Genomic DNA, 13,536 nt, shown 5'->3' on the forward strand with positions numbered 1-13,536 from the left:
ACCCAGTTGACACAAGTTGTATAGACAACTAGCATCCCCCGAAATTGCACGCGTGGAGCCGCCATGTCCGATCTTTCGCAGACCCCGTTTCTCGACAGCAAGGCGCGGCCCGTGCGCGCACCGCAGGGCACGCAACTGTCCTGCGCCAACTGGCAGATCGAGGCGGCCTACCGCATGATCCAGAACAACCTGGACCCGGCCGTCGCCGAGAACCCGGATGAGCTGGTGGTGTACGGCGGCATCGGCAAGGCGGCGCGCAACTGGCCCGCGTTCGACGCGATCCTCGATTCGCTGCGCAAGCTCGAGGCGGACGAAACGCTGCTCGTGCAATCGGGCAAACCGGTCGGCGTGTTCCGGACCCACGCCGGGGCACCCCGCGTGCTCATCGCCAATTCCAACCTGGTGCCCAAGTGGGCGACCTGGGAGCACTTCAACGAGCTCGACCGCGCCGGCCTGATGATGTTCGGCCAGATGACCGCGGGCAGCTGGATCTACATCGGCACGCAGGGCATCGTGCAAGGCACCTACGAGACGTTCGCGGAAGCCGCGCGGCAGCATTTCGGGGGCAGCCTCGCCGGGCGCTGGGTGCTCACGGCCGGGCTGGGCGGGATGGGCGGCGCGCAGCCGCTCGCGGCGTCTTTCGCCGGCGCGTGTTCGCTCAACATCGAATGCCAGCAGTCGCGGATCGACTTCCGCCTGCGCACGAAGTACCTGGACAAGCAGGCGAAGGACCTCGACGACGCACTGGCGCTGATCGCGCACCACACCGCGCGCAAGGAAGCGGTGTCGATCGGCCTGTGCGGCAACGCGGGCGAGATCGTGCCCGAGCTCGCGCGGCGCGCGAAGGCCGGCGGCCTCCGCCCCGACATCGTGACCGACCAGACCTCCGCGCACGACATCATCAACGGCTACCTGCCGATCGGATGGACCGTGGCGCAGTGGCAGGCGGCCCAGAAAGACCCGGCGCAGCATGCGCGCCTCACGCAAGCCGCCGGCGAATCCTGCGCGACGCACGTTCGGGCGATGCTCGAATTCCATGCGATGGGCATCCCCACTGTGGACTACGGCAACAACCTGCGGCAGGTCGCCAAGGACTACGGCGTCGACGATGCGTTCGCCTACCCCGGCTTCGTGCCCGCGTACATCCGCCCGCTCTTTTGCCGCGGCGTGGGCCCGTTCCGCTGGGTGGCGCTCTCGGGCGACCCGGAAGACATCCGCAAGACGGACGCGAAGATGAAGGAGCTGTTCCCGCAGAACACGCACCTGCACCGCTGGCTCGACATGGCGGGCGAGCGCATCAGCTTCCAGGGCCTGCCCGCGCGCATCTGCTGGATCGGCCTGGGCGAGCGGCACCGCGCCGGGCTCGCGTTCAACGAGATGGTGAAGTCGGGCGAGCTGAAAGCGCCGATCGTGATCGGGCGCGACCACCTGGACAGCGGCTCGGTCGCCTCGCCGAACCGCGAGACCGAAAGCATGAAGGACGGCAGCGACGCCGTGAGCGACTGGCCGCTGCTCAACGCCCTGCTCAACACCGCGAGCGGCGCGACCTGGGTCAGCCTGCACCACGGCGGTGGCGTCGGCATGGGCTATTCGCAGCACGCTGGCGTGGTGATCGTGTGCGACGGCACGCAGGACGCGGCTGAAAAACTCGAGCGCGTGCTCTGGAACGACCCGGCCACGGGCGTCATGCGCCACGCCGACGCGGGCTACGACATCGCGAAGGATTGCGCGCGCGAGAACCACCTGAACCTGCCGATGCTGGGATGAACCCCGAGACGCTGCATCCCGGCGAGCTGACACTCGCGCAGTTGCGCCGGCTGTGCGCCGCCGAGCGCGTGCCGGTCGCACTCGCGCCCGGTTGCCGCGCAGGCATCGCGGCGAGTGCGGAAACCGTGCGCCGCGCGGCCGAAGGCGATGCGCCCGTGTATGGCGTGAACACCGGCTTCGGCAAGCTCGCGAGCACGCGCATCGGCAAGGACGATCTCGCCGTGCTGCAGTTGAAGCTGCTGCGCTCGCATGCGGTAGGGGTGGGCGAGCCGCTCGACGAGCGTGTCGTGCGCCTCATCCTGCTGCTGAAGGCCGCGAGCCTCGCACGCGGCTACTCGGGGGTGCGGGAGGAGGTGGTCGATGCGCTCATCGCGCTGCACAACCGCGGGGTGACGCCGGTGATCCCGTGCCAGGGCTCGGTCGGCGCCTCCGGCGACCTCGCGCCCCTCGCCCACCTCAGCCTGCCGCTGATCGGCGAAGGCGAGGTGTTCTTCGAAGGCGTGCGCATGCCGGCGTCCCAGGGCCTGGAGCGCGCGGGACTGCGGCCCCTGCGCCTCGGCGCCAAGGAAGGCCTGGCCCTCATCAACGGCACGCAGGTGTCCACCGCACTCGCCATCGATGCGCTGCTCGCGGCCGACCGCCTCTTCGAAGCCGCGGTGATCTCCGGCTCGCTCACGCTGGACGCGGCGCGCGGCAGCGACGGCCCGTTCGATCCCCGCATCCACGCCGCGCGCGGCCAGCCCGGGCAGGTCGACTGCGCAGCCGCCTACCGCGCGCTCATGGTCGGCAGCGGCATCCGCAAGTCCCATCTCGAAAACGACGATCGCGTGCAGGATCCCTACTGCCTGCGTTGCCAGCCCCAGGTGATGGGGGCGTGCCTCGACCAGATGCGCCACGCCGCGCAGGTGCTGGTGCGCGAAGCCAACGCCGTCACCGACAACCCGCTGGTGTTCGACGGCGGCCTGCTGTCGGGCGGCAACTTCCACGCGGAGCCGGTCGCACTCGCCGCTGACGCGCTGGCGGTGGCGATCGCCGAGATCGGCGCCATCACGGAACGGCGGATCGCGATGCTGGTGGACACCGTCGTCTCTCGCCTGCCGCCCTTCCTCACGCCCGAGCCGGGGCTGAACTCGGGCTTCATGATCGTGCACGTCACCGCCGCGGCGCTGGCGTCGGAGAACAAGTCGCTCGCGCATCCCGCGAGCGTCGACAGCATCCCGACGTCCGCCAACCAGGAAGACCACGTGAGCATGGCGACCTTCGCGGCGCGCCGCCTGCAGCCCATGCTGAAGAACACCGCCCACATCGTCGCGATCGAACTGCTCGCGGCCGCGCAGGGCATCGAATTCCTGCGCCCCCAGCGCAGCGCCCCGGGGCTGGAGGGCGTGTTGCGCCTGGTGCGCAGCGTCTCGCCCGCGATGATGCAGGACCGCAGCCTCGCCCGCGACATGGAGGCCGTGCATCACCTCGTCGCCGCCGGCGACATCGGCCACGCCCTCGAATCGCAGATCCCCGAATTGTCGGCATTGAAATTGCAATGAAGATCGTCTCGATTTTTACCTGGAGAACTCCCATGAAGAAGCTGCTCGCCCTCTCCCTCGTCGCCCTCGCCTGCGCCTCGCACGCGCAGGAAACCAAGCTCGCCGTCGGCATCTCCGGCTGGACCGGCTTCGCGCCGCTCACGCTCGCCAAGGAGGCGGGCATCTTCAAGAAGAACGGCCTGGACGTCAGCATCAAGAAGATTCCGCAGAAGGACCGCCACCTCGCGATCGCCTCCGGTGACGTCCAGTGCGCCGCCACCACGGTGGAGACCTGGGTCGCGTGGAACGCCAACGGCGTCGCGACGACGCAGATCTTCCAGCTCGACAAGAGCTACGGCGCCGACGGCATGGTGGTCAAGCCCGGCATCGCGAAGATCACCGACCTGAAGGGCAAGACCGTCGCCGCGAGCGCGCCCGGCACCTCGCCCTACTTCGCCCTCGCCTGGATCCTGAAGAAGAACGGCATGTCCACCAAGGACGTGAAGGTCGTGAACCTGGAGCCGCAGGCCGCCGCCAACGCGATGATCGCGGGCACCGACGGCGTCGACGCCGCGATGACCTACGAGCCCTACCTCGGTGCGGTGCGCGCGAAGCCGGAGGCCGGCAAGATCATCGCCACCACCCTCGACTACCCCATGGTGATGGACACCTTCGGCTGCACGCCGAAGTTCCTCTCCGAAAACCCGAAAGCCGCCAAGGCACTGGCCGACAGCTACTTCGAAGCCGTGGAGATGATCCAGAAGGACCCGAAGAAGAGCTTCGAGATCATGGGCGCGGACGTGAAGCAGACCGGCGAGCAGTTCGAGGCCTCGCAGAAGTACCTGCGCTGGCAGGACCGCGCCGCCAACCAGAAGTTCTTCAGCGGCGAGCATGCGGCGTTCAGCAAGGAAGCCGGCGACCTGCTGCTGGAGGCGGGCATCATCAAGGCGCTGCCGGACATGGGCAAGCTCGCCGACACCCGCTTCCTGAAATAAGCAGTGCGCCCCCTGCAACCTGTCGCCCCCGGCGCGCGCGTCGCGCTGGGCATCGGCTTCTTCGTCCTTTTCTTCGCCGTGTGGGCGGCGGCGACCTTCGGCGGCTTCGTCTCGAAGACCTTCCTGGCTGACCCGCTCACCATGGTGCGGTCCGGCTGGGACCTGCTGGCGCACCAGGGCTTCCTGAAGGACATCGGCATGACGGTGTGGCGCGTGGTCGGCGGCTTCGCGATCGCGGCGCTGGTCGCCGTGCCGCTCGGCGTGGCCATGGGCGCGTACAAGCCCGTCGAGGCGTTCTTCGAGCCCTTCGTGAGCTTCGCGCGCTACCTGCCCGCCTCCGCCTTCATCCCGCTGCTGATCCTGTGGGCCGGCATCGGCGAGGCGCAGAAGCTCTCGGTGATCTTCCTCGGCTCGTTCTTCCAGCTCGTGCTGATGATCGCGGTGAGCGTCGGCAACACACGGCGCGACCTCGTCGAGGCCGCGTACACGCTCGGCGCGGGGGACCGCGGCATCGTCACCCGCGTGCTGCTTCCTTCCAGCGCGCCGGAGATCGCGGAGACGCTGCGCATGGTGCTCGGCTGGGCCTGGACCTACGTGATCGTCGCGGAACTGATCGGCGCGTCCAGCGGCATCGGCCACATGATCACCGACAGCCAGGCGCTGCTGGCCACGGACCAGATCATCTTCGGCATCATCGTGATCGGTCTCATCGGCCTCGTGACCGACTTCGCCTTCAAGGCATTCAACCGCAAGCTGTTTCCCTGGGCGCAGATCGGTCGCTAGAACAATGAGCATTCTCGACATCACCCGCGTTTCCAAGACTTTCCCCGGCGGCACCGTCGCACTGCAGGCGACGGACCTGAAGGTCGAGGAGAACGACTTCATCACCATCCTCGGCCCGTCGGGCTGCGGCAAGAGCACGCTGCTGCGCATGGTCGCGGGGCTGGACTCACCGACGACGGGGAGCATCGAACTGGACGGCACGCCCGTCACCGGGCCCGGCGCGGATCGCGGCATGGTGTTCCAGAGCTACACGCTCTTTCCGTGGCTCACCGTCCTGCAGAACGTGTGCTTCGGCCTGCGCGAGAAAGGCATGACGCTCGCCGACCAGCATGCCGTGGCCGCGGGCTTCATCGCCAAGGTGGGACTGAAGGGTTTCGAGAACCACTTTCCCAAACAGCTCTCCGGCGGCATGCAGCAGCGCACCGCGCTCGCGCGCGCACTCGCCAACGACCCGCGCATCCTGCTGATGGACGAGCCCTTCGGCGCGCTCGACCACCAGACGCGCGAGCTGATGCAGGAGCTGCTGCAGGGCATCTGGGAGGCCGAGAGGAAGACCGTGCTCTTCGTCACCCACGACATCGACGAGGCAATCTTCATGGGCAACCGCGTCGTGGTGATGAGCGCGCGCCCCGGGCGCATCAAATGCGACTTGCCCGTGGCCATCAGCCACCCGCGGCACTACTCGGTCAAGACGACGGCGGCTTTCGTGGACCTGAAGGCCCGCCTGACCGAGGAGATCCGCGTGGAGGTGCGGCGCGCCGCCGGGCTGGAGGAGGCCCCGGCCGTTGCATCCCTTCACGGATGAGGAAATTTCCTACAAATAGCTCAGCCGGATACCGACCGCGAATCCCAGCCGCTCTTCCAAAAATAAGCTTCATGGACTGTGCACATGGACCGGTCCGGGAGCACGAGCAATGGGCAGCAGCGGAAACAATCCAAAAGACACCAAAGAGGAACACGCCGGGGCTGCGTCGTCCAGCCAGCAGGAGCAGGGCGAAGCCGGCCACACCGGCGAAGGCGCCGCCAGCGCCATGGCGCACATGATCTCGCGGGGCGAGGAGCAGCAGCGCCACCAGGCCGGCGAGGCCGACGACGCGGCCGGGAGCAATCGCTCATGAGCGGCGACACCAAGGACACCGCGGCCCACCCCAACTCCCCCTCCAAGGACGCGACCAACGTTCCCCGCAGCGGCTCGGGCTCGGACACGGCGCTGGAAGTGATGATCAGGAAACGCCAGCTGGACACCCACGGCGAATCCGAATCCCAGCCGGGCGAGGACGCGGCGGGCACCCCCCCCGCGAACTAGCGCCCGCGCCTTCCCCCGGACAGCGCCATGCGCGCTACGCTCGGTGCATGAAGCAAAGCGCCGGACTCCTCATGTACCGCCGGGCGGCCGATGGCACGCCGGAGGTCCTGTTGGGCCACCCCGGCGGGCCGCTGTGGCGCTCGCGGGACGACGGCGCGTGGACCGTGCCCAAGGGCGGCTACGAGGCGCCCGAGGAAGCGCTGGCCGCGGCCGTGCGCGAGTTCACCGAGGAAACCGGGCACGTGCCATCGCCGCCTTACCTTCCCCTGGGCGAAGTCCGGCAGAAAAGCGGCAAGCGGGTGCAGGCCTGGGCGTGCGAGGGCGACCTCGACCCGGGTGCCCTGGCGTCCATCGCGTTCGAGATGGAATGGCCGCCCCGCTCCGGCCGCATGCAGAGTTTTCCCGAGCTCGATCGCATCGGGTGGTTCACCCTGGCGCAAGCCCGCGAGAAACTCCTGCCCGCACAGACGGCACTGCTGGACCGGCTCGCCGTGGCGCTTTCAACGGCCGACGGACAGCGCTGACGCCTCAGGCCGCCATGCGGCTCCAGGCGGCGCGGACGGCGAGCATGGCGTCGTCCAGCGAAAGGCGCGAATCGCCCTTGATGCGGATCCAGTTGGCGCAAAGCGACTTCTCCGCGTCTTCGAAGGCGCCGCCGTACTGCGCGTACCCGGTGTAGCCCACGCAATAGGCCCCGGCATAGTCCTCGTAATCCAGGCCCGGCCGGAAATACCGCTCGGCCGCGTGCGCGCGCTGCCAGTGCGCGTCCTCGTGGGCGGCGTCCACGCGGCCCGCCACGCTGACGTCGGTGTCTTTTTCATGGTCCAGCATCGCTGTCGTCATCGCGCATCTCCGTCGAAAAATCTGCATGGATGCTCCACCAGCCGCTGGCTCAGCAGCGTAGGACGGGATGCCAGACCTCGTGTCGGCGCGTGTCGCCTTCGTGGCTGGCCGGGGCTTGCCGCCGCGCCATACTTGCCGCACCAACCGGAGAAACAAGCATGGACATCCAGGGCAAAGTCGCGGTCATCACCGGCGGCGCGAGCGGCATCGGGGCGGGGCTGGCGAAGCGATTCGCCACGGAGGGCGCACGCGGGATCGTGCTCGCGGACCTCAACCTGGAGCGCGCCCAGGGCGTTGCGCGCGACGCGGGGCCCAACGCCTTCGCCGTGAAGTGCGACGTCAGCCGGGAGGCGGACATCCAGGCGCTGGTGGCGGCGGCGCGCGAGCGTTTCGGCCAGGTGGACATCTTCATGTCCAACGCCGGGATCCTCGGCCGCATGGGCGGCATCGAGCTGGAAGACGCGCTGTGGGAGAAGATGTGGCAAGTGCACGGCATGGCGCACATCTGGGGGGCCCGGGCCGTCGTGCCGGAGATGATCGCGCGCGGCGAAGGCTACTTCGTGGTGACCGCCTCGGCCGCGGGACTGCTCAACATCGTGGAGAGCGCGCCGTACGGGGTGACGAAGCACGCCGCCGTGGCCGTCGCGGAGTGGCTGCGCATCGCCTACGGCCGCAAGGGCCTGCGCGTGTCCTGCCTGTGCCCCCAGTCGGTGCAGACGGACATGACGGCGGGCGGCACCGGCTCCGCGGGCCTGGACGGCGTGTTGACCGCCGAGCAGGTCGCGGCGGAAGTCGTGGCCACCATGCGCGACGAAAGATTCCTGGTGCTGCCGCATCCGGAAGTCGCGAAGTACTTCCAGGCCAAGGGCCAGGATTACGACCGCTGGCTGGGCGGGATGCAGAAGCTCTACGCCGCGCACACCGCGGAGCCCAAGCCCGCCTGAGCCCTATCTGCCGAGCAGGCCCACCACGCCGATGATGATCAGGTAGATCGCGACAATGAAGTTGAGCAGGCGCGGCATCACGAGGATGAGGATGCCGGCGACGAGCGCCGCGACCGGGCCGATGTGCGGAACGATGTTCATGGGGTCTCCCTTGTATTGGAGACCCCAGTATCACGCAACCCTCAGTTGCCGGGTTGCTTGGTGACGCGCAAATAAGGCTTCACGGCGGTCCAGCCGTTCGGGAAGAGCGTCTTGGCTTCCTCGTCGGACACCGAGCCCGCGATGATGACGTCCTCGCCCTTCTTCCAGTTCACCGGCGTCGCCACCTTGTGCTTCGCGGTCATCTGCATCGAGTCGAGCACGCGCAGGATTTCATCGAAGTTGCGGCCCGTGGTCATCGGGTAGGTCATCATCAGCTTGATCTTCTTGTCCGGGCCGATGATGAACACCGAGCGCACGGTCGCGTTCGTGGCAGCGGTGCGGCCTTCCGAAGTGCCCGCCTCCTCGGCCGGCAGCATGTTGTAGAGCTTCGCGACCTTCAGGTCGGTGTCGCCGATCATCGGGTAGTTCACTTTGGAGCCCTGGGTCTCCTCGATGTCGGCGGCCCAGCGGCTGTGGTTGTCCACCGGGTCGATCGACAGGCCGATCAGCTTGGCGTTGCGCTTGGTGAACTCGGGCTCGATCTTCGCCATGTAGCCCAGCTCGGTGGTGCACACGGGGGTGAAGTCCTTCGGGTGCGAGAACAGCACGGCCCACTTGTCGCCGATCCACTGGTGGAAGTCGATCTTGCCCTGCGTGGTCTCCGCCGTGAAATTCGGGGCGGTGTCGTTGATCCTGAGTGACATGTTTTTCTCCTGGCTAACCGGGTATTCCGGAACCGGCCATCATGCCCGCCGGATGACGGCTGTCAACCGGCCCTGGTGCGCACCACAATGCGACCGCGGACTTGTCCTTCCATGAGGCGCTTCGCCGCGGCAATGGCTTCGCCCAGCGGCACTTCCGTGGTGATCGCATCGAGCTTGGCCGCGTCGAGATCCTGCGCGAGCCGGCTCCAGGCCTTCTCCCGCAGCGCGAGCGGCGCCATCACGCTGTCCACGCCGAGCAGCGCGACGCCGCGCAGGATGAAGGGCGCGACGCTTCCGGGGAGGTCCATGCCTTGTGCGAGACCGCAAGCGGCGACGGCCCCGCCGTACCGCGTCTGGGCCAGCGCGTTCACGAGCGTGTGGCTGCCCACGGCATCGATCACAGCGCTCCAGCGTTCCTTTTGCAGCGGCTTGCCGGCCGCCGCGAGCTCGGCCCGGTCGATCACCGAGTCGGCGCCCAATGATTTCAGGTACGCCTCTTCCGACGCCTTGCCCGTGGCCGCGACGACGCGGTGCCCGAGCCTGGAGAGCAGGGCGATGGCGGTCGAGCCCACACCGCCCGTGGCGCCGGTGACGAGCACTTCGCCCTCCCCCGGCTTCAGGCCGTGGCGCTCCAGCGCGAGCACGCACAGCATCGCCGTGTAGCCCGCGGTGCCGATGGCCATGGCCTGCCTGGCACTGAAGCGTTCGGGCCGCCGGATCAGCCACTGCCCCTTGAGGCGAGCGCGTTCGGCGAGGCAGCCCTTGTGTGTTTCCCCGACGCCGAACCCGTTCAGCACCACCTGGTCACCCGCCTTCCACTGGCTCGAAGTGCTCTCGACGACGGTGCCCGAGCCGTCGATGCCCGCGATCATCGGCCAGGCACGCACCACCGGCGAGCGGTTGGTGATGGCGAGGCCGTCCTTGAAGTTCAGGGTGGAGTAGTCGATCGCGACCGTGACGTCGCCTTCGGGGAGGAACGTGTCGTCGACTTCCCGCACCGACGCGGCGAATTCGGGATTCTTTTCGAGGACCAGGGCTTTGAACATGCGTTTCTCCGGCTGCGGACAGCCGTCCAGCATACCCAAATCGTCAGGCGGGCTGCGGCCCTTCGTAGCCCTCGATGATGATGAGGTCGGCCGTGGCCACGTCCGCGCGCAGTTTGATCGCCGCCTGGTAGTCCTCGGACCGGTAGCAGTCCAGCGCCGCCTGGTAGCTCGGGAACTCGATCACCGCGTTGCGTTGGCGCGCGCCGCCTTCCACGTTTTCGAAAGGCGCGCCGCGCACCAGGAAGCGTGCGCCGTAGGCGGCCAGCGGCTTGTTGTTGGCGGCGATGTATTTCTTGTACTGCTCGGCATCGGTGATGTCGACGCGAACGATCCAGTAGCCTTTGGCCATGCGGTATCTCCTGTGCAGCGGAAGAGCTGGATTTTAGGCGCGCCGCCTCGGCAGGATTTCACGCATTGGCGAAGGTTGCTCAGGCAAAGGTCAGCAGCGCGCGCGTAAAAAGATGCAAACTCAGGCAAAGAGACACACGTTGGCCATGAAGTTTTCCAGAAACGATTTCAAGAACAGCATTTCGGGGCTGATCCTGCGCCGCCCGGCGCCGCCCTCGGATTCCGTGCTGGAAGACGGCATCGAGGACATCCGCGAAGCGATGCTGCAGATGCTCGGCGAGCGCGGCATCAAGGAGTTCGCGGCGACCACGCGCCGCATCCGTTACGCCACGGAAATCCAGGACCTCTGGTACCTGCGCGGCGACCTCATGGCGGCGCTGGCCGGGCTCGACGGCGAAGTGACTGCGCGCGAGAAGATCGCGCGCATCAACACGCGATTCCAGGGCCTGCTGCCCGGGGACCTCAACTCGCGGCCGAGCCCGCTCGGCCGCTGAAGTTCAGGCCTCCTGCGTTTCCGGCGCGGCCACCGCGCCCCCGAAGTGGAACACGCCGGGGTCGCGCACCGGGTCGACCTCCACCGGAATCACGCTCTTGGGCGGGAACCGCCCTTCGAGGATCAGCCGGGAGAGCGGATTCTCGATGCGCTGCTGGATCGCCCGCTTGAGCGGACGCGCGCCGAACACCGGATCGAAGCCCACCTTCGCGAGTTCTTCCAGCGCCGCCGGCGACACCTGCAGCGTGAGGTCCATCTTGGCCATGCGCTGCTCGAGAATGCGCAGCTGGATCGCCGCGATCTTCGCGATGTCCGCCGCATGCAGCCCGTGGAACACGACCGTCTCGTCGATGCGGTTGAGGAACTCCGGGCGGAAGTGGTTCTTCAGCTCGTCCCACACCGCCTCCTTGACCTCGTCGTAGGGCTTGTTGACCATCGCCTGGATCTTGTGCGAGCCGATGTTGCTCGTCATCACGATCACGGTGTTCTTGAAGTCCACGGTGCGGCCCTGGCCGTCGGTGAGGCGGCCATCGTCGAGCACCTGCAGCAGCACGTTGAACACGTCGGGGTGCGCCTTCTCGATCTCGTCGAGCAGGATCACGCTGTAGGGCTTGCGCCGCACCGCCTCCGTGAGGTGACCGCCCTCTTCATAGCCGACATAGCCGGGCGGCGCGCCGATCAGGCGGGCCACGGAATGCTTCTCCATGAACTCGCTCATGTCGATGCGCACGAGGTGCTCCTCGCTGTCGAAGAGGAAGGTCGCGAGGGCCTTGCACAGCTCGGTCTTGCCCACGCCCGTGGGGCCCAGGAACAGGAACGAGCCGGTGGGCCGGTTCGGGTCGGACAGGCCCGAGCGCGAGCGGCGGATCGCGTTGGACACGGCGGCGATCGCCTCGTCCTGGCCGATCACGCGCTGGTGCAGGCGGTCTTCCATCAGCAACAGTTTTTCGCGCTCGCCCTGCATCAGCTTGGACACCGGGATGCCGGTGGACCGGGCCACGACTTCCGCGATTTCCTCGGCGCCGACCATGGTGCGCAGCAGCTGCGGGCGGCCGCCGTCCTTGGCGCTCTTCGCCTTGCCCGATTCCTTGGCCTGCGCTTCCGCGAGCTGCTTCTCGAGGCCGGGCAGCCGGCCGTACTGCAGCTCGGCGACCTTGTTGAAGTCGCCCTTGCGGGTGAACTCCTCGATCTCGCGGCGCAGCTTGTCGATCTCTTCCTTGACTTGCGCGGAGCCGTGCGCCTGCGCCTTCTCGGTCTTCCAGATTTCCTCGAGGTCCGCGATGTCCTTCTGCAGCTTCGTGATCTCTTCCTGGATCAGGCCCAGGCGCTTCTGGGAGGCTTCGTCCTTCTCGCGCTTGACGGCCTCGCGCTCGATCTGCAGCTGGATCAGGCGGCGGTCGAGGCGGTCGATCGCCTCGGGCTTGGAGTCGAGCTCGATCTTCACCTTGGCCGCGGCTTCGTCGATCAGGTCGATCGCCTTGTCCGGCAGGAAGCGGTCGGTGATGTAGCGATGCGAGAGCTCCGCCGCGGCGACGATGGCGGGGTCGGTGATCTCGACGCCGTGGTGGACTTCGTACTTTTCCTGCAGGCCGCGCAGGATGGCGATGGTGGCCTCCACCGTCGGCTCGCCGACGAGGATCTTCTGGAAGCGCCGCTCGAGCGCGGCGTCCTTCTCGATGTACTTGCGGTATTCGTCCAGCGTGGTCGCGCCGACGCAATGAAGCTCGCCGCGTGCGAGCGCCGGCTTGAGCATGTTGCCCGCGTCCATCGCGCCCTCGGCCTTGCCCGCGCCCACCATGGTGTGCAGCTCGTCGATGAAGACGATGGTCTGGCCCTCGTCCTTCGCGAGTTCGTTGAGCACGTTCTTCAGGCGCTCCTCGAATTCGCCGCGGTACTTCGCGCCGGCGAGAAGTGCCGCCATGTCCAGCGACAGCACGCGCTTGTTCTTCAGCGTCTCGGGGACCTCGCCCGCGATGATGCGCTGCGCGAGGCCCTCGACGATGGCCGTCTTGCCCACGCCGGGCTCGCCGATGAGCACAGGGTTGTTCTTCGTGCGGCGCTGCAGCACCTGGATCGCGCGGCGGATTTCCTCGTCGCGGCCGATCACGGGGTCGAGCTTGCCCTGCCGCGCCCGCTCCGTCAGGTCCATGCAGTATTTCTTGAGCGCTTCCCGCTGGCCTTCGGCCTCCGCGCTGTTGACCTTTTCGCCGCCGCGCACGGTATCCACGGCCGCCTCGAAGGTCTTGCGCGTGAGCCCGTTCTCCCGGGCGATCCGGCCGATGTCCTGCTTGCTGTCGGCGAGCGCGAGCAGGTAGAGCTCGCTCGCGATGTACTGGTCGCCGCGCTTGAGCGCCTCCTTCTCGGTGGCCTGCAGCAGCGCGGACAGGTCGCGCCCGACCTGGACCTGTTCGTGGCCTTCGACCTTGGCGCGCTTGTGCATCGCCGCCTCGGCGCCGGCGAGCAGGCCGGGCACGTTCACGCCCGCGCGCTGCAGGAGGGCCGTGGGCCCGTCGTCCTGGCGCAGCATCGCGACGAGCAGGTGCTCGGGCTCGATATAGGGATGGTCGTTGGCGAGCGCGAGGCTCTGCGCTTCGCCGAGGGCCTGCTGGAATTGGGTGGTGAGCTTGTCTAGCCGCATGGGTGGGT

Annotated in this window: 16 protein-coding genes; 10 read left to right on the forward strand and 6 right to left on the reverse strand. The window is 67.7% G+C overall.

Annotation, left to right across the window (positions count from 1 at the left end; translation table 11 throughout):
* Positions 1-63 precede the first annotated feature (63 nt).
* The 8 genes from hutU (at position 64) to I5803_RS04510 (ending at position 6,895) form a co-directional block, all read left to right on the forward strand.
* A complete protein-coding gene (gene hutU, locus I5803_RS04475; protein ID WP_196985199.1) occupies positions 64-1,767 on the forward strand; it encodes a urocanate hydratase in 1,704 nt (567 codons plus the stop codon).
* Entirely contained in the window at positions 1,764-3,308 is a 1,545-nt protein-coding gene (hutH, locus tag I5803_RS04480; RefSeq protein WP_196985200.1) for a histidine ammonia-lyase, read from the forward strand. Before hutU ends, hutH begins: the two co-directional genes overlap by 4 nt.
* A gap of 32 nt (positions 3,309-3,340) precedes the next feature.
* Positions 3,341-4,282: an ABC transporter substrate-binding protein gene (locus I5803_RS04485; RefSeq protein ID WP_196985201.1), complete on the forward strand. Its 942-nt coding sequence runs from the start codon at positions 3,341-3,343 to the stop codon at positions 4,280-4,282.
* Between the two features lie 3 nt (positions 4,283-4,285).
* Positions 4,286-5,065: an ABC transporter permease gene (locus tag I5803_RS04490; RefSeq protein WP_196985202.1), complete on the forward strand. Its 780-nt coding sequence runs from the start codon at positions 4,286-4,288 to the stop codon at positions 5,063-5,065.
* 4 nt (positions 5,066-5,069) lie between these two features.
* Complete coding sequence (locus I5803_RS04495) at positions 5,070-5,870, forward strand: ABC transporter ATP-binding protein (protein ID WP_196985203.1); 801 nt, start codon at positions 5,070-5,072, stop codon at positions 5,868-5,870.
* Between the two features lie 109 nt (positions 5,871-5,979).
* Positions 5,980-6,183 (forward strand): hypothetical protein, encoded by a 204-nt coding sequence (locus I5803_RS04500; RefSeq protein ID WP_196985204.1) that lies wholly within the window; start codon positions 5,980-5,982, stop codon positions 6,181-6,183.
* Positions 6,180-6,371, forward strand: a complete 192-nt coding sequence (locus I5803_RS04505; RefSeq protein WP_196985205.1) for a hypothetical protein — start codon at positions 6,180-6,182, stop codon at positions 6,369-6,371. Before I5803_RS04500 ends, I5803_RS04505 begins: the two co-directional genes overlap by 4 nt.
* Positions 6,372-6,418: 47 nt before the next feature.
* On the forward strand, positions 6,419-6,895 hold the full coding sequence (locus tag I5803_RS04510) for an NUDIX hydrolase (RefSeq protein ID WP_196985206.1): 477 nt from the start codon (positions 6,419-6,421) through the stop codon (positions 6,893-6,895).
* Positions 6,896-6,899: 4 nt separating this feature from the next.
* Here the strand turns inward: I5803_RS04510 and I5803_RS04515 are convergent, their stop codons facing one another.
* Positions 6,900-7,214: a hypothetical protein gene (locus tag I5803_RS04515; RefSeq protein ID WP_196985207.1), complete on the reverse strand. Its 315-nt coding sequence runs from the start codon at positions 7,212-7,214 to the stop codon at positions 6,900-6,902.
* Between the two features lie 158 nt (positions 7,215-7,372).
* On the opposite strand from I5803_RS04515, the gene I5803_RS04520 reads away from it, so the two are divergent.
* Positions 7,373-8,158, forward strand: coding sequence for an SDR family oxidoreductase (locus I5803_RS04520; protein WP_196985208.1), 786 nt, complete (start codon positions 7,373-7,375; stop codon positions 8,156-8,158).
* Between the two features lie 3 nt (positions 8,159-8,161).
* Here the strand turns inward: I5803_RS04520 and I5803_RS04525 are convergent, their stop codons facing one another.
* The 4 genes from I5803_RS04525 to I5803_RS04540 all read right to left on the reverse strand — a co-directional run bounded on the left by I5803_RS04525 (position 8,162) and on the right by I5803_RS04540 (position 10,398).
* Positions 8,162-8,299, reverse strand: coding sequence for a DUF3096 domain-containing protein (locus I5803_RS04525; RefSeq protein WP_196985209.1), 138 nt, complete (start codon positions 8,297-8,299; stop codon positions 8,162-8,164).
* 41 nt (positions 8,300-8,340) lie between these two features.
* Positions 8,341-9,003, reverse strand: coding sequence for a peroxiredoxin (locus I5803_RS04530; RefSeq protein ID WP_196985210.1), 663 nt, complete (start codon positions 9,001-9,003; stop codon positions 8,341-8,343).
* A gap of 62 nt (positions 9,004-9,065) precedes the next feature.
* Complete coding sequence (gene acuI / locus I5803_RS04535; RefSeq protein WP_196985211.1) at positions 9,066-10,049, reverse strand: acrylyl-CoA reductase (NADPH); 984 nt, start codon at positions 10,047-10,049, stop codon at positions 9,066-9,068.
* Positions 10,050-10,092: 43 nt separating this feature from the next.
* Complete coding sequence (locus I5803_RS04540; protein WP_196985212.1) at positions 10,093-10,398, reverse strand: DUF1330 domain-containing protein; 306 nt, start codon at positions 10,396-10,398, stop codon at positions 10,093-10,095.
* Between the two features lie 145 nt (positions 10,399-10,543).
* On the opposite strand from I5803_RS04540, the gene I5803_RS04545 reads away from it, so the two are divergent.
* Positions 10,544-10,891, forward strand: a complete 348-nt coding sequence (locus I5803_RS04545) for a hypothetical protein (RefSeq protein ID WP_196985213.1) — start codon at positions 10,544-10,546, stop codon at positions 10,889-10,891.
* A 3-nt stretch (positions 10,892-10,894) separates the two neighbouring features.
* Here the strand turns inward: I5803_RS04545 and clpB are convergent, their stop codons facing one another.
* A complete protein-coding gene (gene clpB / locus I5803_RS04550) occupies positions 10,895-13,528 on the reverse strand; it encodes an ATP-dependent chaperone ClpB (RefSeq protein WP_196985214.1) in 2,634 nt (877 codons plus the stop codon).
* Between the last annotated feature and the right edge of the window lie 8 nt (positions 13,529-13,536).

This window comes from Caenimonas aquaedulcis (assembly GCF_015831345.1).
Taxonomy (GTDB): domain Bacteria; phylum Pseudomonadota; class Gammaproteobacteria; order Burkholderiales; family Burkholderiaceae_C; genus Ramlibacter; species Ramlibacter aquaedulcis.

Coding starts and splice junctions, on each gene's coding strand:
- hutU (WP_196985199.1), top strand. CDS start 64: ATGTCCGATCTTTCGCAGACCCCGTTTCTCGACAGCAAGGCGCGGCCC.
- hutH (WP_196985200.1), top strand. CDS start 1,764: ATGAACCCCGAGACGCTGCATCCCGGCGAGCTGACACTCGCGCAGTTG.
- I5803_RS04485 (WP_196985201.1), top strand. CDS start 3,341: ATGAAGAAGCTGCTCGCCCTCTCCCTCGTCGCCCTCGCCTGCGCCTCG.
- I5803_RS04495 (WP_196985203.1), top strand. CDS start 5,070: ATGAGCATTCTCGACATCACCCGCGTTTCCAAGACTTTCCCCGGCGGC.
- I5803_RS04500 (WP_196985204.1), top strand. CDS start 5,980: ATGGGCAGCAGCGGAAACAATCCAAAAGACACCAAAGAGGAACACGCC.
- I5803_RS04505 (WP_196985205.1), top strand. CDS start 6,180: ATGAGCGGCGACACCAAGGACACCGCGGCCCACCCCAACTCCCCCTCC.
- I5803_RS04510 (WP_196985206.1), top strand. CDS start 6,419: ATGAAGCAAAGCGCCGGACTCCTCATGTACCGCCGGGCGGCCGATGGC.
- I5803_RS04515 (WP_196985207.1), bottom strand. CDS start 7,214: ATGACGACAGCGATGCTGGACCATGAAAAAGACACCGACGTCAGCGTG.
- I5803_RS04520 (WP_196985208.1), top strand. CDS start 7,373: ATGGACATCCAGGGCAAAGTCGCGGTCATCACCGGCGGCGCGAGCGGC.
- I5803_RS04525 (WP_196985209.1), bottom strand. CDS start 8,299: ATGAACATCGTTCCGCACATCGGCCCGGTCGCGGCGCTCGTCGCCGGC.
- I5803_RS04530 (WP_196985210.1), bottom strand. CDS start 9,003: ATGTCACTCAGGATCAACGACACCGCCCCGAATTTCACGGCGGAGACC.
- acuI (WP_196985211.1), bottom strand. CDS start 10,049: ATGTTCAAAGCCCTGGTCCTCGAAAAGAATCCCGAATTCGCCGCGTCG.
- I5803_RS04540 (WP_196985212.1), bottom strand. CDS start 10,398: ATGGCCAAAGGCTACTGGATCGTTCGCGTCGACATCACCGATGCCGAG.
- I5803_RS04545 (WP_196985213.1), top strand. CDS start 10,544: ATGAAGTTTTCCAGAAACGATTTCAAGAACAGCATTTCGGGGCTGATC.
- clpB (WP_196985214.1), bottom strand. CDS start 13,528: ATGCGGCTAGACAAGCTCACCACCCAATTCCAGCAGGCCCTCGGCGAA.